At 31.5% G+C, this 22,167-nt stretch carries 21 protein-coding genes and 1 pseudogene; 2 read left to right on the top strand and 20 right to left on the bottom strand.

Annotated features, from left to right (window positions below; translation table 11 throughout):
* The 15 genes from N4A42_RS06590 to N4A42_RS06520 form a co-directional block, all read right to left on the bottom strand.
* Window positions 1–356: leucine-rich repeat protein (locus tag N4A42_RS06590; RefSeq protein WP_294071626.1), on the bottom strand; the 356-nt coding region annotated here is incomplete at its 3' end.
* Between the two features lie 38 nt (window positions 357–394).
* Window positions 395–976: a hypothetical protein gene (locus N4A42_RS06585; RefSeq protein WP_294071623.1), complete on the bottom strand. Its 582-nt coding sequence runs from the start codon at window positions 974–976 to the stop codon at window positions 395–397.
* Window positions 977–1,151: 175 nt separating this feature from the next.
* On the bottom strand, window positions 1,152–1,889 hold the full coding sequence (locus N4A42_RS06580; RefSeq protein ID WP_294071621.1) for a LytTR family DNA-binding domain-containing protein: 738 nt from the start codon (window positions 1,887–1,889) through the stop codon (window positions 1,152–1,154).
* Complete coding sequence (locus tag N4A42_RS06575) at window positions 1,889–4,078, bottom strand: tetratricopeptide repeat protein (RefSeq protein ID WP_294071618.1); 2,190 nt, start codon at window positions 4,076–4,078, stop codon at window positions 1,889–1,891. Before N4A42_RS06575 ends, N4A42_RS06580 begins: the two co-directional genes overlap by 1 nt.
* A gap of 332 nt (window positions 4,079–4,410) precedes the next feature.
* Window positions 4,411–5,715 carry a 30S ribosomal protein S12 methylthiotransferase RimO gene (gene rimO, locus N4A42_RS06570; protein WP_294071615.1) on the bottom strand — a complete coding sequence of 435 codons (1,305 nt, stop codon included), beginning with the start codon at window positions 5,713–5,715 and terminating at the stop codon, window positions 4,411–4,413.
* A 57-nt stretch (window positions 5,716–5,772) separates the two neighbouring features.
* Complete coding sequence (locus tag N4A42_RS06565) at window positions 5,773–7,452, bottom strand: amidase family protein (RefSeq protein WP_294071611.1); 1,680 nt, start codon at window positions 7,450–7,452, stop codon at window positions 5,773–5,775.
* A gap of 127 nt (window positions 7,453–7,579) precedes the next feature.
* The gene (ftsY, locus tag N4A42_RS06560; RefSeq protein WP_294071608.1) at window positions 7,580–8,554 is read right to left on the bottom strand and encodes a signal recognition particle-docking protein FtsY; all 975 of its coding nucleotides are present in this window, start codon (window positions 8,552–8,554) and stop codon (window positions 7,580–7,582) included.
* 336 nt (window positions 8,555–8,890) lie between these two features.
* Window positions 8,891–9,043 (bottom strand): DUF4295 domain-containing protein, encoded by a 153-nt coding sequence (locus N4A42_RS06555; protein ID WP_008271041.1) that lies wholly within the window; start codon window positions 9,041–9,043, stop codon window positions 8,891–8,893.
* Between the two features lie 7 nt (window positions 9,044–9,050).
* Complete coding sequence (gene rpmG, locus N4A42_RS06550) at window positions 9,051–9,233, bottom strand: 50S ribosomal protein L33 (protein ID WP_179346045.1); 183 nt, start codon at window positions 9,231–9,233, stop codon at window positions 9,051–9,053.
* Window positions 9,234–9,265: 32 nt separating this feature from the next.
* Window positions 9,266–9,502 carry a 50S ribosomal protein L28 gene (rpmB, locus tag N4A42_RS06545; protein WP_294071599.1) on the bottom strand — a complete coding sequence of 79 codons (237 nt, stop codon included), beginning with the start codon at window positions 9,500–9,502 and terminating at the stop codon, window positions 9,266–9,268.
* A gap of 113 nt (window positions 9,503–9,615) precedes the next feature.
* The gene (locus N4A42_RS06540; RefSeq protein WP_294071597.1) at window positions 9,616–10,866 is read right to left on the bottom strand and encodes a competence/damage-inducible protein A; all 1,251 of its coding nucleotides are present in this window, start codon (window positions 10,864–10,866) and stop codon (window positions 9,616–9,618) included.
* Window positions 10,867–11,208 (bottom strand): Hpt domain-containing protein, encoded by a 342-nt coding sequence (locus tag N4A42_RS06535; RefSeq protein WP_294071595.1) that lies wholly within the window; start codon window positions 11,206–11,208, stop codon window positions 10,867–10,869.
* Window positions 11,209–11,820: a fumarylacetoacetate hydrolase family protein gene (locus N4A42_RS06530; protein WP_294071593.1), complete on the bottom strand. Its 612-nt coding sequence runs from the start codon at window positions 11,818–11,820 to the stop codon at window positions 11,209–11,211.
* A gap of 27 nt (window positions 11,821–11,847) precedes the next feature.
* Window positions 11,848–12,765, bottom strand: coding sequence for a carboxypeptidase-like regulatory domain-containing protein (locus N4A42_RS06525; protein ID WP_294071591.1), 918 nt, complete (start codon window positions 12,763–12,765; stop codon window positions 11,848–11,850).
* A gap of 34 nt (window positions 12,766–12,799) precedes the next feature.
* Window positions 12,800–13,576 carry a 3'-5' exonuclease gene (locus N4A42_RS06520; RefSeq protein ID WP_294071589.1) on the bottom strand — a complete coding sequence of 259 codons (777 nt, stop codon included), beginning with the start codon at window positions 13,574–13,576 and terminating at the stop codon, window positions 12,800–12,802.
* A gap of 209 nt (window positions 13,577–13,785) precedes the next feature.
* Here N4A42_RS06520 and N4A42_RS06515 point away from each other — a divergent pair, with 209 nt between their 5' ends.
* Window positions 13,786–14,526, top strand: a complete 741-nt coding sequence (locus tag N4A42_RS06515; protein WP_294071587.1) for a hypothetical protein — start codon at window positions 13,786–13,788, stop codon at window positions 14,524–14,526.
* Window positions 14,527–14,707: 181 nt separating this feature from the next.
* Here N4A42_RS06515 and N4A42_RS06510 read toward each other — a convergent pair whose 3' ends face one another.
* From N4A42_RS06510 to N4A42_RS06495, 4 genes are all read right to left on the bottom strand, one after another.
* Window positions 14,708–16,045 (bottom strand): dihydrolipoamide acetyltransferase family protein, encoded by a 1,338-nt coding sequence (locus N4A42_RS06510; protein WP_294071585.1) that lies wholly within the window; start codon window positions 16,043–16,045, stop codon window positions 14,708–14,710.
* Window positions 16,046–16,132: 87 nt separating this feature from the next.
* On the bottom strand, window positions 16,133–17,233 hold the full coding sequence (locus tag N4A42_RS06505) for a glycosyltransferase family 2 protein (RefSeq protein WP_294071583.1): 1,101 nt from the start codon (window positions 17,231–17,233) through the stop codon (window positions 16,133–16,135).
* 10 nt (window positions 17,234–17,243) lie between these two features.
* Window positions 17,244–17,861: a recombination mediator RecR gene (recR, locus tag N4A42_RS06500; protein WP_294071581.1), complete on the bottom strand. Its 618-nt coding sequence runs from the start codon at window positions 17,859–17,861 to the stop codon at window positions 17,244–17,246.
* Between the two features lie 83 nt (window positions 17,862–17,944).
* Window positions 17,945–20,479: a T9SS type A sorting domain-containing protein gene (locus N4A42_RS06495; RefSeq protein WP_294071579.1), complete on the bottom strand. Its 2,535-nt coding sequence runs from the start codon at window positions 20,477–20,479 to the stop codon at window positions 17,945–17,947.
* A gap of 75 nt (window positions 20,480–20,554) precedes the next feature.
* On the opposite strand from N4A42_RS06495, the gene N4A42_RS06490 reads away from it, so the two are divergent.
* A complete protein-coding gene (locus N4A42_RS06490; RefSeq protein WP_294071577.1) occupies window positions 20,555–22,006 on the top strand; it encodes a sodium:solute symporter in 1,452 nt (483 codons plus the stop codon).
* A gap of 61 nt (window positions 22,007–22,067) precedes the next feature.
* Here the strand turns inward: N4A42_RS06490 and N4A42_RS06485 are convergent.
* Window positions 22,068–22,167: pseudogene (locus tag N4A42_RS06485) on the bottom strand (CoA-binding protein); the annotation flags it as partial.

The following is a 22,167-nucleotide window of genomic DNA, read 5'->3' as shown; positions in this document are numbered from 1 at the left end:
CCTAAGAGTGTTACTCCATCTGGAATTGTAATACTTGTAAGTGAATTACCCTGAAAAGCACCTGTATTAATACTTGTAACACTATTTGGTATTATAACACTAGTTAATCCGTTATTTAAAAAAGCTAAAATCCCAATGCTTGTAACATTGTATGTGATACCATCATTAGGATTATCAACTGTTGAAGGTATATCTATATCTGTTCCTCCAGAAATATAGTCTTTTACGGCAACTTCTGTGGCAGATATGATATCGTACTCTAAAGTATTGTTGTTATTGTCTAGTTCATAAAATGTTTGCGCATATCCTAGTATAGATATACAAAATGCTAATAAAACGAGTAATTGTTTCTTCATAATAATAAGATTTAAATTAATAGGTAAATTTGATGTGATTAATAGTCCATGTCTATAAGCTCACCATTTAGCTTATAATAAAACTGAAATGATGTGCCGCCATGTTCTGGTTTTAGTATAATGGCATATTGTGCTTGGGAAGCATTGCCATTGTTTGGAAAATTTAATGCTGCAATACTTAAGGTTGGGTTTTTAAGACCTTTATCATCTTTAAGCTTTTGAGAAGCTTGCTCTACTAAGCTTCCTAATTTACTTAGACTTACTGTGTTCCCTAATTGAAACATATAATCAGCTGCTTTTGTACCTTGAGGCACTTCAATAGTAATATCCGAGTTTTGTTGCCAATTATCTTGAGTTAAATTCCATTGTCCCATTTTTAAAGACTCTGGATTTTCTGTAACAGTTACTCCAATTATATTACCTATAGATTCACTGTAAGTAATACTTAGGTCGGTGTAATAAGCATTATCACCAAACTTGTCTTTTAGTGCATTTTCAATGGTGGCAAAGCCTTGTTCTGTAGCAGGTTGATTACTAGTTGAGTTTCCGCAAGATGTTATAAATTGTAAAACAATTGTAACAAGAACAAATGCTCTTAATTGTGGTAGTTTTGAGGTCATAATTTCATTCTATTTTATATTAATAGAATAAATGTATGATGCATTAGCGAGGAAAGAAATAGCGAAAATATTTATGACATACACCAATCCATAAGCGTAATACTTTAAAAGATATTTGAAAATGGAGGTTAGAAATTAGAATTGAGATATGAGATGTTATACTTTATAAAAAACATCATTCCACTTTTCTATTTAAAAACGCAGAAACAAACTGTTCTTTTTTACGAGAAGATACTGGAATTTTTTTTCCGTTTTTTAAATAAATGATACCAGACTTATCATACTTATCTATGAATTTTAAGTTGACCATAAACGATTGATGCGGACGTACAAAATTTGCAGCATTAAGCTGTTCTTCAAAAGTTTTTAATGTTTTTGAAACTACATGCTTTTTACCATCACTACAATAAAACGTGGTATAACCTTTATCAGATTCGCAATACATTAATTCTTCTAAATCAACCACCTGAAAACTATCATGTAACGATAAAATTAGCTTATCATTTTGTTTATTCCATACCTGTTTAGCAACATTAATTTGTTCTTTTTGCGCTGTGATTGGTAATTGTTTCACTTTATCTAATGCAGTAACCAACTCGTCAATATCAACAGGTTTTAGAAGGTAATCTACTGCTCCCATTTTTAATGCTTGTAGGGCGTATTCTTCATAAGCAGTAATGAATATCACTTTAAAGTTTAAATGTTCGGTTTGTTCTAAAAATTCAAAAGCATTACCATCAGTTAAATTAATATCTAGAAAAATAAGTTCTGGTTTGCAAGCGTTAGCAACAATAATAGCTTCTTTTACAGACTCGCATTCACCAACAACTTGCACGTCTGTTTCAATTAACTCTAATAAATTAAGCAAACCCTTTCTTATATAGGCCTTATCTTCAACAATTAATGATTGCATTATACCACTTCTTTTTTATAAGGAATTACCAAAGTAACTATGGTGCCTTGTTCGTTGTATTTATTTCTATCCTCAATTACTACAGATCCTTTTATATTAAAATCTTTAGACAACATTTTTAATCGCTCTGAGGTTATGGTTGTGGCCAATGACTTTTTGTCTTTTCGTTGGTTGCCATTTGGCACATCTATACCAATACCATTATCTGTAATGGTACATATTAAATCATTCTTTAAATAGTTAAGCTGAATGTCAATCTTTCTATTTTCTTTTTGATTTTTAAAAGCGTGCTCAATGGCATTTTCAACAAAAGGTTGAATAAGCATTGGTGGTATTTTAAACAAGGGCTCATCAATAGCTTTATCTACCAAAATAGTATAATCGTAAGATGTATTGTCTTCCAAATTTTGAAGTTCTAAATAGTTATTTACTGCTTCTAATTCCTGGTTAAGAGGCACTAATTTATCTCTAGAATTTTCTAAGGTAATTCGTAACAATTTTGAAAATTTCGACAAATAAAACACTGATTTTTTGTCTTCTTTATTCAGTATCATGCCCTGTAAAACAGATAGTGAATTAAAAATAAAGTGAGGTGTCATTTGAGACCGCAATAGTTTTTGCTCTATGGCTATGTTTTGGGTCTTGGTTTTTTCATTTCTCAATTTTAAAAAGAAAATGATACTACCTAAAATTATGGCTGTTGCTAAAAATCCTATAACGCCTAAAAACAAATTACGCTGAGATTTTTCTAAATCTTGAGAAGTAGTAAGCACTTTTTTTGTCAGCTTTAACTCATTAATATTCAAAGAATCTATTTGCTGTTTGTATTTGTACTCATATTCTAATTGAGTAATTTTTTCGATATTTTCTTCATTAAAAATACTATCGCTTAGTATTTTGAATTGCTCATAACTTTCTAATGCTTTTTTATAGTTGTTAGTTTTTTTGTAGATTCTAGAAAGCAACAAATGTGCATTTTTTTTATGTCTTAAAAATTCATACTCATCTGATAGTTGTGCTAATTTTTTGGCATTAATTAATGCTAAATCATAATTCTTTATACCATAATAAGTATCTGCCATACCATGGTATGAATCTAATAAATCAAACGGTTGATTAATTTCTAATGTTATTGTATTTGCCTCCTTAAAATATCGTAAAGCCTTATCATATTTTTTCATTTCAAAGTATGTAAAGCCTAAGCCATTTAGACCTGTAGCTAAATTAATGTCATCACCAATTTCTCTACTAATGGCAATAGACTCCTTAAAAAATGTAATCGCAATATCAAATTTATAATCATCATAATAAATTCCTGCTATGTTGTTTTTTAAACCAGTAATGTTCTTTTTGTTGTGATGAGCAGCATTTATTGCTAATGCTTTATTATAGAAGTTTAATGCTTTGTTATTTAGGTTTTGCATTCTGTACAGATTCCCTGTATTTATAAACGATTGAAATATGCCTATAGAGTCATTAGCTTTTTTAGCAACTTCTAAAGACTCATTGTAATACTTCAATGACAACGGATAATTACCTTGCCTGTAATATATACTACCTATTGAATTAAGACAATTAAGTATCCCATGAGAATCATTATTTTTTTGGTGTATTACCAATGCCTTTTCAAAATTCTCAAGAGCTTTTTGATATTCTCCTGTATGCGAATAAATATTTCCAATATTTAATAATAATGCATCGTTATCTTTTTTACCAAACTTCTCTTCTAAACTTAATGCTTCATTATAATACTCTAGAGCTAGATTATTATCTCCCTTATAATAATATAAAATACCAAAAACATTATTACATTTTGCGATGCCTTTTATGTCATTAATAGATTTATACGTTTGCTTTGCTTTTTCGAGGTTTTCTATGGCTACATTAAAGTTGGCCTGTTCCATGTAAATAGCGCCTTTTAAATAAAAACTTCGAGCTTTACCCTTTATAAATCTTATTTCATCTGCAAGTTTTGCTGCTTGCTCAACATATTCTACAGCTTTTGGTGGATTATTTCTGTAATGTTGATAAGCTAACTGATTAAGAATTATAACACGGACTGTATCTTTTTGTTTATGATTTTGCAACTCTATATTAAGGCTATCGATTTTAGAATTTTGCGCTAACATACTAATTGGCAACAACAAAAAACAGATTAAAAAAACAGTAGTGAAGTAGACCTTTTTCATGAGCTCAATAGCAGATTTAAAATATATGCAGTAATATACTCTTCTAGGAAGAGCATACAGATATAATTTTAGCTAAGTAATGATTTTATTACAAGCTTAATATAGCATTAATATTTAATAATCTGTTAAAGTAATTATTTAATGTTTACTGTAACATATAGAATATTTTTTTGAAGATTTTCAAGAAATAAGTGTAGTGATTAACTTAATATTCGTGAAGAAATCTAAATAACTATTTACTAAAAGCACATAGACTATGCTTTGTTATGCTTATTACTCAATATATGTTGTAGAATAAAATAATGATTTAAAAACGTAAAATAAATATGAGCTTAAGACACTACTTCGCCATATAAATCAAAATCTTCAGCTTCAATAATCTTAACCGTTGTAAATTCACCTGTTTTTAGGTAAACTTTTGTTGCATCAATAAGTACTTCGTTATCTACATCTGGTGAATCAAACTCAGTACGACCTACAAAATAATTGCCTTCTTTACGATCTATAACCACTTTAAATTCCTGCCCTATTTTAGCTTGATTTAATTCCCAAGAAATTTGAGATTGTAGCTCCATAATTTCATTAGCACGTTGCATTTTTACTTCTTCTGGTACATCGTCTTCTAAGTTATAGGCATGTGTGCTTTCTTCGTGAGAATAGGTAAAACATCCTAAACGCTCAAAACGCATATCTTTTACCCATTGCTTTAAAGTTTGAAAATCCTCTTCGGTTTCTCCTGGATAACCAACAATAAGTGTTGTTCTTATTGTCATTTCTGGTACTTTAACTCTAAAATCTTGAATTAGTTTAGTGGTTTTTTCTTTTGTTGTACCACGACGCATACTTTTTAAAATAGTATCTGAAACATGCTGCAACGGAATATCTAAATAGTTACAAACCTTTGTCTCTCTTTTCATAATATCTAAGACATCCATCGGAAAACCTGTAGGAAAGGCATAATGTAAACGAATCCACTCTATACCTTCTACCTTAACTAGGTTTTCTAACAATTCTGCAAGATTTCGCTTTTTATACAAATCTAATCCGTAGTAAGTTAGATCTTGAGCAATAAGGATAAGCTCTTTTACACCATTAGCGGCTAATTTCTCAGCTTCAACTACTAAGTCTTCAATAGGTGTACTTTTATGCTTACCTCTCATTAAGGGAATGGCACAAAAACTACAAGGTCTATCACAACCTTCAGCAATCTTTAAATAAGCATAGTTTTTGGGAGTTGTGGTTAAACGCTCTCCAATAAGCTCATGTTTATAGTCAGCACCTAATGCTTTTAATAAATGAGGTAATTCAGTTGTACCAAAATACTGATCTACATTTGGTATTTCCTTTTCTAAATCTGGCTTATAACGCTCGCTTAAACATCCTGTAACAAACACTTTATCTACATCTCCCTCTTCTTTTTTGTTCATATAATGCAAAATAGTATTTACGCTTTCTTCTTTTGCATTATTAATAAAACCACATGTGTTAATAACAACTATATTCCCCTCTTGTTCATGCACTACATCTTTTCCACTCGCCTTTAATTGTCCCATTAACACCTCACTATCGTAAACATTTTTACTACAGCCTAGGGTAACCACATTTATTTTATTTTTCTTAAGCGTCTTCGTTCTCATGCCTTTTTATAAAATCAGACGGCAAAGATAGGGAATGATTTTGGGTTTTGAATTTAACTAATTATAATCTTTTGGTGCAACTCTAGCTCTTGAAGCACCTTCAAAAATAAAAGCCCATTTTAGCAAGTTTTTTTCTTGTAAGCGTTTTGCAATAAATGTTAATCCCTTGGGTTCACCTTTATTTGCATAACCCATAGGAACTGTTATGGCTGGATACTCTGCTACTGCAGCAAATGCAGCATGGTAATTATTTATAGAAAGAAAGCCATCAAGATTATGCGCTTTCATCGGAATATCAAAATACTGCTTTCCATTTGCTTTTAGATTGTTTTTAACACGCTCTAAATAGTCAGAATTACCGTTATCTTCTACAATACCTTTGAATAAGTTTTGCCCATAAGGCATTGTTTTTAAAGAATCTTTTAAATTGAAAGTCATCACATCAGAAACTGTTCTTAACGATATATTCTTACTAGCATAATTTTCCATGTAAACAGGTAAATCTCTTTTCATATCGAGATTGAGTAATTTAATAAAATTTGGAAGTTCAACTTGTTCTTCCTCAATCTCAACAATTTCTGCTCCTTGTTGCTTTAAAATATTAAGCGCCTTTACAAATAAAGTATCTTCTAACAAACGTTTAGGTGCTCCAAAACGTTTATTTTGCAAGTTATATTTAACATTTGGATTTATTAAATAGTTAGCATCTTGTACGTTAATATATTTAGACTTAAAATCTGTTTTGTCGTATCCGTAAATTGCACTTAATACAATCGCATTATCTATAACAAATCTAGTAATTGGTCCTGCAGTATCTAAGGTTGAAGAAATAGGTACTATTCCGCTACGACTTACTAAGCCAATTGTTGGCTTTAAACCTACTACCGAATTCTGACTTGAAGGAGACAAAATAGAACCTGCTGTTTCGCTACCTATAGCTGCAACACAAAAATTTGCTGCTACTGCTACTGCACTTCCAGAACTTGAGCCTCCTGTATCAATAATTCGCCTGCCATACGGATTTAAAGTTTGCCCTCCAATAGCAGAATAACCACTTGGGCAGTCACCACAAAAGAAATAAGCCCATTCACTCAAATTAGCTTTACCAAGTATTAATGCGCCTTTAGATTTCAGTTGCTTTACCATAAAAGCATCCTCTGTAATGTTATCTTTTAAAGCCACTGCGCCAGCTGTGGTTGCCATACCAGAAGTATTAATATTATCTTTTAGAAGAATTGGCATTCCAAAAACAGGATGCTTTTCCATCCTATTTCTAAAATCTAGATCACTTTGTTTTGCTTCTTTAATTACATTAGGATTGATTGAAATCACTGAATTCAATGAAAAGTCATTTTCTCTATCAAATTTTCTGATACGATATAAATAAAACTTAGTTAGCTCTTCATAAGTAAACTTACCCTCTATTCTATAAGCTTGAAGTTGATGAATGCCCTTTTCTAAAATAAAAGGCTTTAAACGCAAATAATCTGCTTCTGTAAAAACTTCCATCTGAGGATTAATCTCAGCCCAGATTTTTTCTTTTGTTATGTGATTTGAGTCTAAAACTTTAAATTCTCTAAAGTCTTTAGTAGAAATAGCGCTTAAATCAGAACTCTCATTAGACGATATAGTTTCAATGGTTTCAGATTTAGAAATTGGTTCTCTTGCCTCTCGTGTTTTTGGGTCTTTACAGGAGACAATAAAAGTAAACACAAGAAAACATAGAATATATCTCATAGCTAGTATTTTTTTATAAAAATACAAAAAAGACCTCACAGGTTTTTTGAAACCTATGAGGTCTATATTCGTATTAATTTAATCTATAAGATGCTGAAACAAATTCAGCATGACAAACATAGTTTTGTTACTTAAAAAACGAGTCTACAAACTCATATTTATTAAAGACTTGCAAATCTTCAATACCTTCTCCTACTCCTATATATTTTACAGGAATTTTAAATTGATCGCTTATACCAATTACCACACCACCTTTAGCTGTTCCGTCTAATTTGGTTACTGCTAATGAAGTTACTTCTGTTGCAGCCGTAAATTGCTTCGCTTGCTCAAAAGCATTTTGTCCTGTTGAACCATCTAAAACTAACAATACATCATGTGGAGCATCTCCAACGACCTTTTGCATGACACGTTTTACCTTAGATAACTCATTCATAAGATTGACTTTATTATGCAAACGACCTGCAGTATCAATAATAATAACGTCTGCCTCTTGGTTAACACCAGATTGCAAAGCATCAAACGCTACAGAAGCAGGATCTGAACCCATTTCTTGTTTTATCATTGGCACATCTACTCTATCTGCCCAAACTTGTAATTGATCTATAGCAGCTGCTCTAAAGGTATCTGCAGCACCAAGCACAACCTTTAAGCCTTTCTTCTTAAACTGATAAGCTAACTTTCCTATGGTTGTTGTTTTACCTACTCCATTAACACCAACGACCATAAGCACATAAGGTGTCTTTTTACCATTATCTTGTTTTGGCAATTCTGGAATAGTATAATCTGTTTCTTCACCTATATTGGTTTCAGATAATAAACCTGCTATTTCTTCTCTAAGGATTCTGTTTAACTCAGAAGTGCCAAGATATTTATCTTTTGCAACACGTTCTTCAATACGTTCTATAACCTTAAGTGTTGTATTAACACCAACATCACTGGTTACCAAAACCTCTTCGAGGTTATCTAAAACATCATCATCTACTTTAGATTTTCCTGCAACTGCTTTGTTTAATTTGGTAAAAAATGAGGTTTTAGACTTTTCTAGTCCTTTATCTAAGGTTTGTTTCTTCTCTGAAGAAAATATTTTTTTAAAAAAACTCATAGTAAAATGTAATCGTTTTTTGTTTAATTATTATACGCTGCGTTATAGAATGTTGTTTTACTAAAACCCTTTTTGTCATTGGGAGTTATTAAATAACATAAGTAGAAACGCTTAAAACTTAAAGCAACAATCTTGCCTTTAATAACAAACTGCAAAGTTGTCAGATTTTCCCAAATATAATTTAATATTTTTTAGTATATCTGTAAGAAATTCTACTGCAACAAATAGTATTCATTGCACATTAAGCTGTTGCCTCACAAGCTTTAAATCAAAACATAACAAAAAAAAACTGCTTTCTAATGAAAGCAGTTTATAAAGTCTACATGTATATGCAGATTATTTTTTATTTAAAAAGTCATTGACAAATTCTGGTGCCATTACTGATTCTACAAACATGTAAGCTCCAGTTTTTGGAGATTTCACCATTTTTATAGCTTTTGTCAATCTTTTTGATCCTGTCTGTAAAGACGCTACTGATTTCTTTGCCATGATTTATTTATTTTATCTCTTTATGTACTGTCATACGCTTAAGGATAGGATTAAATTTCTTAATCTCCATACGGTCTGGCGTATTCTTTTTGTTCTTTGTTGTAATATACCTAGAAGTTCCTGGCTTACCAGAAGCTTTGTGCTCTGTGCACTCTAAGATAACTTGTATTCTATTTCCTTTCTTTGCCATAATATTGCCCGCGTAAGTGGGTATCTTTTATATTATTTGTAAAATCCTTTTGCTCTAGCTTCTTTTAATGCTGCTGAAATACCAATTTTATTAATAGTCTTTAATGCAGCTGTAGAAACTTTTAACGTTACCCACTTATCTTCCTCAGGAATATAAAAACGCTTCTTAATTAGGTTTGCGTTAAACTTGCGTTTTGTTTTATTCATTGCGTGAGAAACATTGTTTCCTACCATCGCTTTTTTCCCAGTAAGTTCACAAACTCTTGACATTGTATTCTTTCTTTAGTGTGTTTATTTTTCTGCTTATTTACAAACCCTAATCCATAGGATATTTTTAAACAGGGTGCAAATTTAGTAAAACTTTGAGGTTTAGCAAAATCAATTTATGACTTTTTCGAAATTTCTTTTTGAAGCATTTCAAAAACCTTGTTGGTTGCTCTTATAATTACTTTATCGCGATGGTTTCCAAAATTAAAAACTTCAGAATATACTTGACTTTCTGTTGCAATTGCAATACAAACTGTTCCTACCTCAGCATCAGAGTCTCCTTTAGAAGGTCCTGCATTTCCTGTAGTGCTAACTCCAAAATCGGAATTAAACAACTTACGAACATTCATTGCCATAGCTTCTGCTACTTGTTTACTCACTACAGAATAAACATCTATCGTTTTGGCAGAAACATCTAAAATATTAACCTTAGATTCTGTTGCATAACTCACCATACCGCCTTTAAAATATTTTGAGGCGCCTGCATTAGTTGTAATTGCTTTTGCTATTTGCCCACCTGTACAGCTTTCAGCTACAGAAACGGTTTTTCCTAAAGCGGTTAATTGTTTACCAATAATAGCTTCTAAAGATGTTTCTTCTTCAAAACCAACAAATATATCTTCTATTTGAGGTAGTAATAATCCTATTTGCTTTTCAAGCTCTGTCTCTAGTAATGACTTATCTAAAGTTTTACCAGATAAACGCAAGCGTACTTTTCCTAAATTTGGCAAATAAGCGAGTTTAATAAAATCTGGCAATGCATCTTCCCAGCCTTCTATTCGATTTGCTATGGCACTTTCGCCTAAACCGTAAGTCAATAAGGTTTTATGCTTTATATAAGGAAAATTGAATTGCGAACGTAATGCAGGTATAACTTCATTTTTAATTAAAGCTTTCATTTCATAAGGCACTCCTGGAAGCGAAACAAACAACTTTCCGTTCTTCTCTAACCACATACCTGGTGCAGTACCCAAACGATTCATTAATACTCTTGCTTTTGAAGGGACTAATGCTTGTTGCCTATTTAAATCTGATATGGGAGTTGAAATATATTTTGAAAAAAGAGCTTCTACATTAGCTAAGACCTCTTTGTTTTCTATTAGAGAATCATTAAAATATTCGCAAATGGTAAGCTTTGTAATATCGTCTTTTGTGGGCCCTAATCCACCTGTAATTATGACAATATCCGCATTTTCTTCCGCTTCTTTTAAAGCTTTTAAAATATGTATTTTATCATCTTGAACAGACGTAATCTGATAAACCGAAACACCTATCTTATTGAATTCCTTTGCTAAAAACGCTGAATTGGTATCAACAATCTGGCCTATGAGGATTTCATCACCGATTGTTATAATCTCTGCTTGCATTTATAATCCGAAATCGGCTTTTATTTCGTTGGTTGCATTTTCTACTGCAGTTAACACTTTTTGAAGCTGAACATCTACATTTTTATCTCGCTGCTCAAACTTTCCCCAATCCTGTACTTCTATTAGCTCATCATAAACACCCAAATCAAATAATTCTATTGTAGGTTTCATTTTGTGAGCTGCCTGATAAGTTTCATAAAAATCACCTTCTGGTACTGATTTTCTTAAACGTTCTGCATCTCCTGGAACTTCTTCTATAAAAGCTGCTGCTAGTGCCATAACGAAATCTTCGTCGTTATCTGCCATTTCTCGTACACGATCTAATTTATAATGTTCTGCCATTTATTTAATTTTAATTGAAAACATTTCTTCGTCCTCAATATATCCTTTTAATATATCGTTTGCAAAAACCTTACCAACTCCTGCTGGTGTGCCTGTAAAGATAACATCTCCAATTTTTAAAGTAAAATATTTTGAGACATATTCTATAAGTTCATCAATTTTCCATAACATAAGCTTTGTGTTCCCAGATTGTACAACTTCATCGTTTTGTTTTAAGCTAAAATTTATAGTATTTATATCTTGAAACTGTGTCTTAGGCAACCACTTTCCTATAACCGCAGCACCATCAAAAGCTTTTGCTTTTTCCCAAGGTAATCCTTTAGATTTTAGCTTTGCTTGAAGATCGCGTGCTGTAAAATCTATGCCAAGACTAACTTCATCATAATATTTATGTGCAAATTTCTTATCAATGTATTTTCCTACTTTTTTAATTTTCACCAAAACCTCAACTTCATGATGAATCTCGTTAGAAAATTCTGGAATAAAAAAAGGCATTTTTTTCAGAAGAATGGACGTATCTGGTTTTAAAAACACAACGGGATCAGTTGGTTTTTCGTTTTCTAATTCGTTAATGTGGTCTGTGTAATTACGACCTATACAAATGAGTTTCATATAAATTAGATGCTTAGACTTCTTAGATTAGTTAGACAAAGTTAAGGATATTGCTGGAACAAATGTTTTGTTCTTTTCAGGATGAGTTAGTTTATGTTTCCACCATTTACCATTTCCATAATGAACTAATAAAAACTTATTTGGTTCACTTAAAAATGCTTTAAAACTTGGCACATAACCCGTTTCCTTTTTAATCTTCGATTTTTCTCCATTCACATCAATCATTGTATAGGTTCTCTCTATTTCATTAAATGGTATTGCTAAACCTTCAAGAACCACAAAAATTCCGTTTTCAGGAAAATCTATATCATATTTTGAAATATCTACCTCTACTACCTTTTGTTTTTTTGATGCTGTAACAATTATTCCTTCCTTAATTAAATCTTGCAGAGGCAATGAATCCTGAGAAATAGATAATAATCTAACTCTAAATTTTGAGGCCTTTCTTTTAAAGCCTAGACCTTTACTTAACAATATTGTTATTTTGTTAATATATGCCGTTTGCAAGTAAGTGCTATCAAATGGAAAATAAAGACCAATCTGCCATGGTTTCTTTCCCATACCAAAACCTCCATATAAGTCTTTTTTAGAAAAGGGCTTCACTCTCAAAAACTCTTCTTCAAACTTATTAGAAACAACAACTTCATCAAGTTCTTCAGCTACAGGATTTAAAAACACCGCTTTCAATTTCACAAAAGAGCTAACTGTTAACGTAGTATCCTTATAACCTAGGGATGAAATATGAACTTTTTTATCTAAGTCCTGACTATTTATAGTTAGCTTATAACTTCCATCATCGTCACTAGATGTTCCTGTTTGAGTTTCTAGAATAGAAATATTGACATATGGTATTACCTTGTCAGTTTCTTTGTCTAAAACAAAGCCCTTTGCTGTTTGCTCTTGTGAAAACAAAAAAAATGAAAATAAGTATACTAAAAGTCTCATGCTACAAATAGATTCCTGCCTACGTAGGAATTTATTAGCTCAATTTATTATTAAACTGTCTTAACTTAATAGCAGTTAACACTTTTTTAGTATACAGAGGGAAATCGGCATTGAGCAACCAACCAAAATAACCAGGCTCTTGTTCCATAACATCTACAACACGTTTTCCTTTATGCTTGCCAAAAGAGAAACACTCTTCTCCTTCTTTGTTATAAATTAAAAAACCTGCAAAGTCAGCAAATTTTTTACGCGAGCTAAATTCTGCTAAAAACTTTGTGTCATTTTCTAAATCCTTATAACGCTCTAACTGTGCTTTTAAAACTTCATAAGTGGCTTTTGTGTCTGCTTCTGCACTATGTGCATCATCTAAATTCTCGTTGCAATAGAATTTATATGCAGCACTTAATGTACGCTGTTCCATTTTATGAAAAATAGTTTGTACATCTACAGATTGTCTGTTTTTCATATCAAAATCTACCTCAGCACGAAGCATTTCTTCTGCCAATAAAGGAATATCAAAACGATTAGAGTTAAAACCTCCTAAATCTGAATCTTTTATTAAATTATATACTTCTTTAGAAATCTCTTTAAACGTTGGTGCATCAGCAACATCTGCATCTGAAATACCATGAACTTGGGTTACTTCTGGTGGAATAGGAATTGTAGGGTTTACACGTTTAGTGTAAGTTTCTTCCTTTCCATTAGGATGTACTTTTAATATTGATATTTCTACGATTCTATCTTTTGAAATATTGATTCCTGTTGTTTCAAGATCAAAAAAGCAGATGGGTTTATTAAGATTGAGTTGCATATACGTTATTTTACGAATCAAAGATAATGAGAATATAAATAATATTATGAATCTAAAAGCACCACAAAACTCTGCAGTTTATTATACTTACTCTATTTTAAGACTTCTTATAACTCATTTAAAACTTATTAAAAAATACAAGTGAAAGATTTTATATTTGAAACTAATAGATATTGTTCAGTAATATGAAAATTTTTAATCTAAAAAGAATGTCTGCAATACAGAGTACTAGACTTAGAAAATACTTACTTTATGCCCTAGGAGAAATAATATTAGTTGTTATTGGTATTGTAATTGGCTTACAAATCAATAAATTAAATGACAAGAACAAAAAGCAGATAAAGATTGAGAATTATTATTCTAGAATAAGTGAAGAAGCAGATATAGCAATAAAACTAATTGAAAACAATAATATATACTCAGACAGTTTAGTAAATGGCATTAAGTATTGTTTAAATAGTATAGCAAATAATAAAACAGATAGCCTATTTATTAAGAACTTAATCTTTCTTAATGACAACGAGCAACAAACTTTCTTTTTCCCTGTTATTGACGAATTCTTAAAACAAGGCTATTTAACCTCAATTAAAGATATATCCTTAAGAGAGCAATTTCAATTATTAGAGTATTACAGAAAGCAATCCGATTTAGATGATTCAAAATTAAAATCTTTTAGCGAAAACATATTATTACCAAAATTGGTAAACAAAATAAACTTTCTTGATATTGATTTTATGAATTACGATAGCTCCCTTTTAAATTTTGAAAAGCTTGAATACAGCAATGATTACGAAAATGATTATTCTGCCTTATCAAAAGATATTACAATATGGAATTTACTTATATACAGGATGAATATTGAAAAAAATCGCTTAATCAATAACAAAAGTCTACTTAATATTTTAAAAAGAATGAATAGCAAGATAACTACTCATCAAAAAGAGAATTAAAATTATTTTTTTTAATAACGTAATTAGATTTGCTAAAAAGCACTACGTGATTATAAAAAAACAAATAATACTGCTATGAATTTGTAAGCACTAAAAACTTTCGATTTAAAAAAAAAGCATAGTTTTAAAACTATGCTTTTTGATTTTCTATTTTAAGATTCCTGCCTTTGCAGGTATTTAGTTATATTTCTCTATTAGAATCCCAAGCTTCTAAGTACTCTTTAACAGCTTTTACAAACTGTCCTCCAAGTGCACCATTCACTACACGATGATCGTAAGAATGAGACATAAACATTTTATAACGAATGCCTATAAAGTCGCCTTGTGGTGTTTCTATAACTGCTGGTACTTTTCGTATAGCTCCTAAAGCTAAAATTCCAACTTGCGGTTGGTTGATAATTGGTGTACCCATTATACTACCAAATGTACCTACATTAGTAACAGTATAAGTTCCTCCTTGTATATCGTCTGGATTTAATTTGTTTTCTCTAGCTCTATTTGCTAAATCATTAACTTTTTTAGCCATACCTAAAAGATTCAATTGATCTGCATCTTTAATTACAGGAACAATTAAATTACCATCTGGTAAAGCAGCTGCCATACCCAAATTGATATGCTTCTTTTTTATAATACTATCTCCTTGAACAGAAATGTTCATCATAGGGAAATCTCGTAAGGCTTTAGCAACCGCCTCCATAAAAATTGGAGTAAAGGTTAAGTTTTCACCTTCGCGCTTTTTAAAACTATTTTTATGCTTGTTTCTCCAGTTCCAAATATCTGTAACATCAGCTTCTATAAACGACTGTACATGTGCAGAGGTTTGAACCGAGTCTACCATGTGTTTAGAAATGAGTTTACCCATTCTAGTCATTTCTATAATCTCATCACCTCCAGAAACAACAACTGGAGTTTCTTTTGGTTTCGTTGCAGTTTTAGTTGGCGCTGGAGTAGATTCTATTTTTTGCTCTACTACAGGTGCTGCTTGAGGTGTAGCAACAGGTACTGAACTACGAGATTGTAAATAAGATTTTATATCGTTTTTAGTTACACGACCATCTTTTCCTGTACCAGCAATACTATCTAATTCTGCTTGAGATATGCCTTCTTGCTTAGCAATATTTTTTACTAAAGGAGAATAAAAACGATCGCCTGAAGATACGACAGCTTCAACAGTTGTTTTGGCTACCTCTACAGTTTTAGCAACTTCAGCTACTACTTTTGGTACTTCTTCTTTTACTGGCTCAGCTACAGGTGCTGTTACCTCTACTGTTTCGCCTCCTTCAGTTTCTATTATAGCAATGGTTTGCCCTACCTGTACTACATCATCTACTTCAAATAGTTTTTCTAATAAAACACCATCTACTTCACTTGGTACTTCACTATCTACTTTATCTGTTGCAATTTCTAAAACAGCTTCATCGGCTTCAATTGTTTCGCCAACATCTTTAAGCCAAGAGGTTATCGTTGCTTCCGCAACACTTTCTCCCATTTTAGGTAACTTGAGTTCAAACTTTGCCATATCTCTATTTTGTAGGTCTTTATTCTTTAATCGGATGCAAAATTAATAAAAAACAGTCTGTTTTACTGATTTTTATTCAATAAAAAATCAGAAGTGCACTACCTCGCCTCTACTCACACTACTATCACTTCCGAGCATAAAGTTACTAGGACTAACATATAACCTATATGAATTCTGCTTTGATAACGCATTACTTTTCATATATTCTATTATAGACTTGTAACTTAAATAGCCTATATCTAAAACTATTTGAGTATTATTAGGCATTTCTTCTTCTAAACTTGAAACCAATGTCATTGGCTGCTTTATTTTTGTTTTTAATTGCTCATTTAATGATTCTGAAACAATAAAGCTTTTATCAATTTCAATTCCCTTTTCTTTATTTGTATTTCCTTTTTTTGAAGCTATTTTTAAAACAAACTTCATTAGTGTTAATGCAATTGGGTTTCTTCCAAAATGCTTTTTATAGAAAATCTCCATTGCTCCATAAAAGCGTTTTGCGTATGTTTTATCTTTTAATGTACTCTCTCCTTTAAAATGCAGTATGGAAGTTTTTCCGAAATAATAATTACTATAACCTGCTTTTAAAATTTTATAGGACAAATCTACATCTTCACCATACATAAAATAATCTTCATCAAAACCATTTACTTCATTATAAACAGATTGCTTTAAAAGCATAAATGCTCCAACAAGAATATCTGTTTTACCAATATCATTAGGTTTTAATGTATTTGTGTAATAAAATTTAGAATAGCCTAAGAGTTTTAGAAAAGCAACTTTTACTGTTGGTAAATGCCGTTTACTTTCTGGTAAAAATTCACCTATACCATCTAAAAGCTGACACCCAACTATACCTAAATTAGATTTTGATTCAGCAAACTGAAGTGCTTTTACAAATGTGTCTTCTGCTACAACTGTGTCTGGATTTAGAATACACAAATACTCTCCTTTGGCAACTTTAACTCCAATATTATTTCCTTTTGAAAAACCACAGTTATCTTTATTCTCTATTAAATTTACCTCAGGGAATAATAGCTTCACCATACTACAACTATCGTCTAGAGAATTATTATCTACAACAATAATTTCTGCATCAATATCTTTAATTGCTGCTTTTACACTTCTTAAACAGAGCTCTAAAAAATGACGTACATTATAATTGAGTATGACTACAGATAACTTCACAAGGTGCCATTTACGATTTTAAAGAAGCTTCAAAAGGAATACGATCTACAATGCTTCGTCCTAGAGTAATTTCATCTGTATATTCTAATTCATTACCGGCTGCAACTCCTCTAGCTATAGTAGATGTTTTAATATTGTAATCTTGAATTTGACGAAAAATATAAAAATTGGTCGTATCGCCTTCCATTGTAGGGCTCATTGCAAAAATTAGCTCCTTTACTTTATCTGTCTTTACTTTTTCCACTAAAGAATTAATGTTTAAATCTTGTGGGCCAATACCATCCATTGGTGAAATTTTACCTCCTAAAACATGGTACAACCCTTTAAAAGAACTTGTGTTTTCTATTGCCATAACATCTCTAATATCTTCTACAACACAAACTAATTCTTTATTACGATTTGGGTTTTCGCATATTTCGCATAATACCTTATCACTAATATTATGACACGATTTACAAAAATTTATTTCCGCTCTTACTTTAGACAAAGCATCTGATAACTGAAATGTTTGATGTTCTGGCTGCCTTAATAAATGAAGTACCAAACGTAATGCTGTTCGCTTACCAACACCTGGCAATTGCGACATTTCGTTAACTGCATTTTCTAAAAGTTTTGAGGAAAATTCCATAACTGCGAAGGTACGTATTTTAGAACTAAAAAAAGCCCAAACGTTTTGGTTTACATTTGGGCTTTACTATACTTAATTTGTTTTTATTTTAGAATTAATTTTTTAGTGATTTCTCCCTTATTACTATTAAGTTTTACAAAATAAACTCCATCATTAAAAGAAGTCACATCTATTTTAAATTCATTATACAGGTTGATATTCTTTCCATAGAACATTATTTTTCCTTGCGTATCATAAATTCTTATACTTACATCTTCAGATTTATTCCACTTTAGATTTACTTCATTTGTTGCAGGGTTTGGGTACATTGACAAATCATTGAATTCAAAATCTTCAACACTTAATGAAGCATCATAAACATTAGATCTCCACAAACCTCTACCATAGGTTGCTGCATATATTTTATTATCTGCTGTATTAATTTCTAGTTCATTAATTCTAACATTAGGTAATCCGTTATTAAAAGGCACCCAAGTATTTCCTAAGCTATTATCTGTATAGTATATTCCGTAATTCATACCAACATACAAACCTTCATTGTCATTATTTTGCCAAACTACTGCTTGGGCAGAAAAGCCAGGCAAATTAAACAACATAGAAGACCAAGTTTGCCCACCATCTGCACTGTAATATACTTTTTCACTACCAGTAACTGCAACAGCAATTTTTGAAGGATTAGTTGGATGTATTGCTATATCATTTATAAACCCTACTGAATTTAACGGTGACACCGCCCAAGTTGCACCACCATCTAAAGTATATCTCAAAACTCCATCTATAGCAATGTAGATTATTTGATTATTACTAGGTGCAATTTTAAGATGGTCTATGCCTGCACTAAAATTTGGTGAAATTGATGTCCAGTTAGAACCTTCGTCGTTAGATTTATAAACCTCATCAAAAGCTACATAAATTGTGTTTTGTATTGAAGGATCTTGCTCAAAAGGCACGACCCAATTCCAATTAAAGTCACCACCTTTTCCGTCTGGCTGTGTCAAACTAGATAAGCTATTTCCTAAAAAAGTATATTGAGTTCTATTCATAGAACCAAATTGGGTTGTACCATACATTATAGACGTATCATTTTTATCTACAAAACCTTCCATTCCGTCAGCACCTAGCCAATCTGTCCAGTTACCATCTTCTCTCAACGTTGAAGTTCCGTTATCTTGAGAACCTCCAGTAACTACAACTGGATCTGTTTGACTAACACCTATTTTATAAAATTGTCTAATACCTAACCCTGGTGTTAAATCTGTATAATAATTTGAATTAACAACATTAGGGTTATCTGCCCTGTATATACCACCATCTGTACCAACAAAAAGTTTTGCACTTGCTCCTGTCCCTGCAAAATGCATAATATCAACATCTGCGTGACAATACCCTATACCTAAATTACTAGCAGTGCTTGGCACCCACTGAGACGTAATACTAAAATTAGCTCCACCGTTAGTTGATCTCCATGTATTAATACCTGCTATATGCACATCATTAACATTGTTTGGGTTAACTGTTATATCCATATCTCTTGGAGCTTGTCCACTATCATCATCACCATTAGAATCGTACCCAAAAAAATTTTGTGTATGAGTCAATTTTGTAAAGCTACTACCACTATCATTAGACACATATAGTCCCCCAAAAATCCCACCATTAGCTTCTACAACATAAACCACATTTGGATCATTAGCAGAAACACCTATCATTTTTGGTCCGTTTGAAAATGCATTTGCTCCAACACCACTAACCTGAGAAAAACTATTTCCGCCATTAGTAGAGACATAAAATGCATTCCCAGAAGCATATATTACATTAGAATCATTAGGCTTAAACTCAAAATCATAACCCGTACCTGTTGGTATAAAACTAATTGAATTCCATGTAGATCCGCCATCTATAGATTTATATAACCCACTACCTTGAACACTAGCATACACCTTTAAGGAATTAGAAGGATCTACTATAATTTTATTAACCACACCAGCAAAAAGATTACCATGTAAAGCCCAAGTAGCTCCTCCATCTATAGATCTAAAAATTGTTCCATTAGTAGAACCCCAAAAATAAGTATTGCTATCATTAGGGTCTATAGCTAAAGCATAAACATCTATATTAGCAAGATTATCTGACAAAACCGACCATGTAGCACCTCCATCAACACTCTTCCAAACACCACCTGTTTCACTACCTGCTAAAATATGGTTTAAGTTTGTTTCATCTACAGCTAATGAGGTTATTCTTCCTACTCCAGGATTCCAACCAGAAGTTGCATTCCAATATGTTGGTCCCATTTCTTCCCAAGTACCAACTGTTGTTCTTGAAGCCAATCCTTCGTTATTAAAATTGGCATTATAATTTTGTAATTCGTTATAATAAAACTCAGATGATTTTAATTTTCCTGTTTCATCCATAGCTCGTTCTGCAAAATATTGCCAACGTCTAAATTGTTTATAACCTGTTCCTTTTCCTCTTCCGATAGAATCAAAATGCTGTTCAGCAACGCTAGAAATAGATTCTACGGTATGGTTTCCTTCGGTAATCAATTGCTTGTATTCTTGTGCAGAAACACTAAGAGCTAACATTACAAATATTGTAAGTGTATATATCTTTTTCATAAAAATTTAATTTTAAGTAGGTTTTTTTTTCAAATGTACTATTTTTCATAAAATTTTTCATAAAAGAATACACTTATGAGCCCTACTTCAATATTAATTTTAATTGCTTGTTACTTTGCTGTTTTAGTATTGATTTCTTATTTCACTGGAAAAGAAGATTCTAACGCTGCTTTTTTTAAAGCCAACAAATCTGCTCCTTGGTATTTGGTTGCTTTTGGAATGATTGGTGCATCATTATCTGGTGTTACGTTTATTTCTGTTCCTGGTGCTGTAGAAACCAAACAATTTGGGTATCTACAAGTAGTATTTGGGTATTTTTTTGGTTATATTATTATAGCCTATGTTCTACTACCACTTTACTATAGATTAAATTTAACTTCGATATACACTTATCTTAAAGATCGGTTTGGCACAGTAAGTTACAAAACAGGTTCTGTAGCGTTTTTAATATCTAGAACTGTTGGTGCTTCTTTTAGGCTTTTTTTAGTTGCTAAGGTTTTACAGCTTTTGGTATTTGACACGTTTAACATTCCATTTACTATAACTGTAATTATAACTATTGCTCTCATTTGGCTATATACTTTTAGAGGAGGAATAAAGACTATAATATTTACTGATACACTACAAACATTATTTATGTTAGTTTCGGTTATTGTTACCATTATGTTTTTAGCCTCTGCCTTAGACCTTAATAGTGTTTCTGAAATTGTTGATAATGTTAAAGACAGTACGCTGAGTAAAGTCTTCTTTTTTGGCAATGGAAATGATCCTCAATATTTTTGGAAAAGCTTTCTCTCTGGAATTTTCATAACAATTACCATGACTGGCTTAGACCAAGATATGATGCAAAAAAATCTAACATGTAGAAATCTAAAAGATGCTCAAAAGAACATGATTACTTTTAGTGTTGTGCTCATCTTTGTAAATCTTCTTTTCTTAACCTTAGGTTTAATGCTTACACAATATGCAGTAGCCAATGGCATTACAGCAAAAAAAGACGACTTATTCCCAACCATTGCCATGCTGCCAGAAATTGGCATTATAACTTCTGGCTTTTTCTTATTAGGATTAATAGCTGCTGCTTACTCTAGCGCAGATTCTGCATTAACATCGCTAACTACATCTTTTTGTATTGATATTGTTGACATAGAAAACAAAGACCAAATAGAACGAAAACGCATTAGAAAACAAGTGCATATTGGTTTTAGCATTGTCTTAATACTTGTTATTATTTTATTCGATGTAATATTTACCGATATTTCGGTTATCTGGGAATTATTTAAAGCCTCTGGCTACACTTACGGACCGCTTTTAGGGTTATTTGCTTTTGGTTTATTAACTAAATCTCAAATTAAAGACAAATATGTTTGGATTATAGCTTTAGTTGCGCCTTTAGCTTCTTATATACTTAATATTTATTCTAAAGAACTTTTTAATGGTTATGAAATTGGCTTTGAAATATTAATTATTAATGGATTATTAATGTTTTTAGGGTTATTACTTATATATAAACCTAAATTAGATTAGTAATAATAATCAGCTTCATCTATTTTCCAAAAGCAATCTTATCACTTTTATTGCCATTAACCTAATACTGACTAGTACTTAACAATACCAAAGAGCAAGCCACCTCAAAATTTATTTGATGAGCTTTTAGTAAGTTATAAAACTCTGGATTTTCTGTACCT

This window comes from Winogradskyella sp. (assembly GCF_025210595.1).
GTDB lineage: Bacteria > Bacteroidota > Bacteroidia > Flavobacteriales > Flavobacteriaceae > Winogradskyella.
The sequence above is the reverse complement of the archived record's forward strand: the minus strand, read 5'-3'. Positions and strand labels throughout refer to the sequence as shown.

Coding starts and splice junctions, on each gene's coding strand:
- N4A42_RS06520 (WP_294071589.1), bottom strand. CDS start 13,576: ATGCAACTCAATCTTAATAAACCCATCTGCTTTTTTGATCTTGAAACA.
- N4A42_RS06525 (WP_294071591.1), bottom strand. CDS start 12,765: ATGAGACTTTTAGTATACTTATTTTCATTTTTTTTGTTTTCACAAGAG.
- rpmG (WP_179346045.1), bottom strand. CDS start 9,233: ATGGCAAAGAAAGGAAATAGAATACAAGTTATCTTAGAGTGCACAGAG.
- N4A42_RS06565 (WP_294071611.1), bottom strand. CDS start 7,452: ATGAGATATATTCTATGTTTTCTTGTGTTTACTTTTATTGTCTCCTGT.
- N4A42_RS06495 (WP_294071579.1), bottom strand. CDS start 20,479: ATGAAAAAGATATATACACTTACAATATTTGTAATGTTAGCTCTTAGT.
- N4A42_RS06575 (WP_294071618.1), bottom strand. CDS start 4,078: ATGAAAAAGGTCTACTTCACTACTGTTTTTTTAATCTGTTTTTTGTTG.
- N4A42_RS06555 (WP_008271041.1), bottom strand. CDS start 9,043: ATGGCAAAGAAATCAGTAGCGTCTTTACAGACAGGATCAAAAAGATTG.
- recR (WP_294071581.1), bottom strand. CDS start 17,861: ATGGAATTTTCCTCAAAACTTTTAGAAAATGCAGTTAACGAAATGTCG.
- rpmB (WP_294071599.1), bottom strand. CDS start 9,502: ATGTCAAGAGTTTGTGAACTTACTGGGAAAAAAGCGATGGTAGGAAAC.
- N4A42_RS06515 (WP_294071587.1), top strand. CDS start 13,786: ATGTCTGCAATACAGAGTACTAGACTTAGAAAATACTTACTTTATGCC.
- N4A42_RS06580 (WP_294071621.1), bottom strand. CDS start 1,889: ATGCAATCATTAATTGTTGAAGATAAGGCCTATATAAGAAAGGGTTTG.
- N4A42_RS06490 (WP_294071577.1), top strand. CDS start 20,555: ATGAGCCCTACTTCAATATTAATTTTAATTGCTTGTTACTTTGCTGTT.
- ftsY (WP_294071608.1), bottom strand. CDS start 8,554: ATGAGTTTTTTTAAAAAAATATTTTCTTCAGAGAAGAAACAAACCTTA.
- N4A42_RS06530 (WP_294071593.1), bottom strand. CDS start 11,820: ATGAAACTCATTTGTATAGGTCGTAATTACACAGACCACATTAACGAA.
- N4A42_RS06510 (WP_294071585.1), bottom strand. CDS start 16,045: ATGGCAAAGTTTGAACTCAAGTTACCTAAAATGGGAGAAAGTGTTGCG.
- N4A42_RS06540 (WP_294071597.1), bottom strand. CDS start 10,866: ATGCAAGCAGAGATTATAACAATCGGTGATGAAATCCTCATAGGCCAG.
- rimO (WP_294071615.1), bottom strand. CDS start 5,715: ATGAGAACGAAGACGCTTAAGAAAAATAAAATAAATGTGGTTACCCTA.
- N4A42_RS06535 (WP_294071595.1), bottom strand. CDS start 11,208: ATGGCAGAACATTATAAATTAGATCGTGTACGAGAAATGGCAGATAAC.
- N4A42_RS06585 (WP_294071623.1), bottom strand. CDS start 976: ATGACCTCAAAACTACCACAATTAAGAGCATTTGTTCTTGTTACAATT.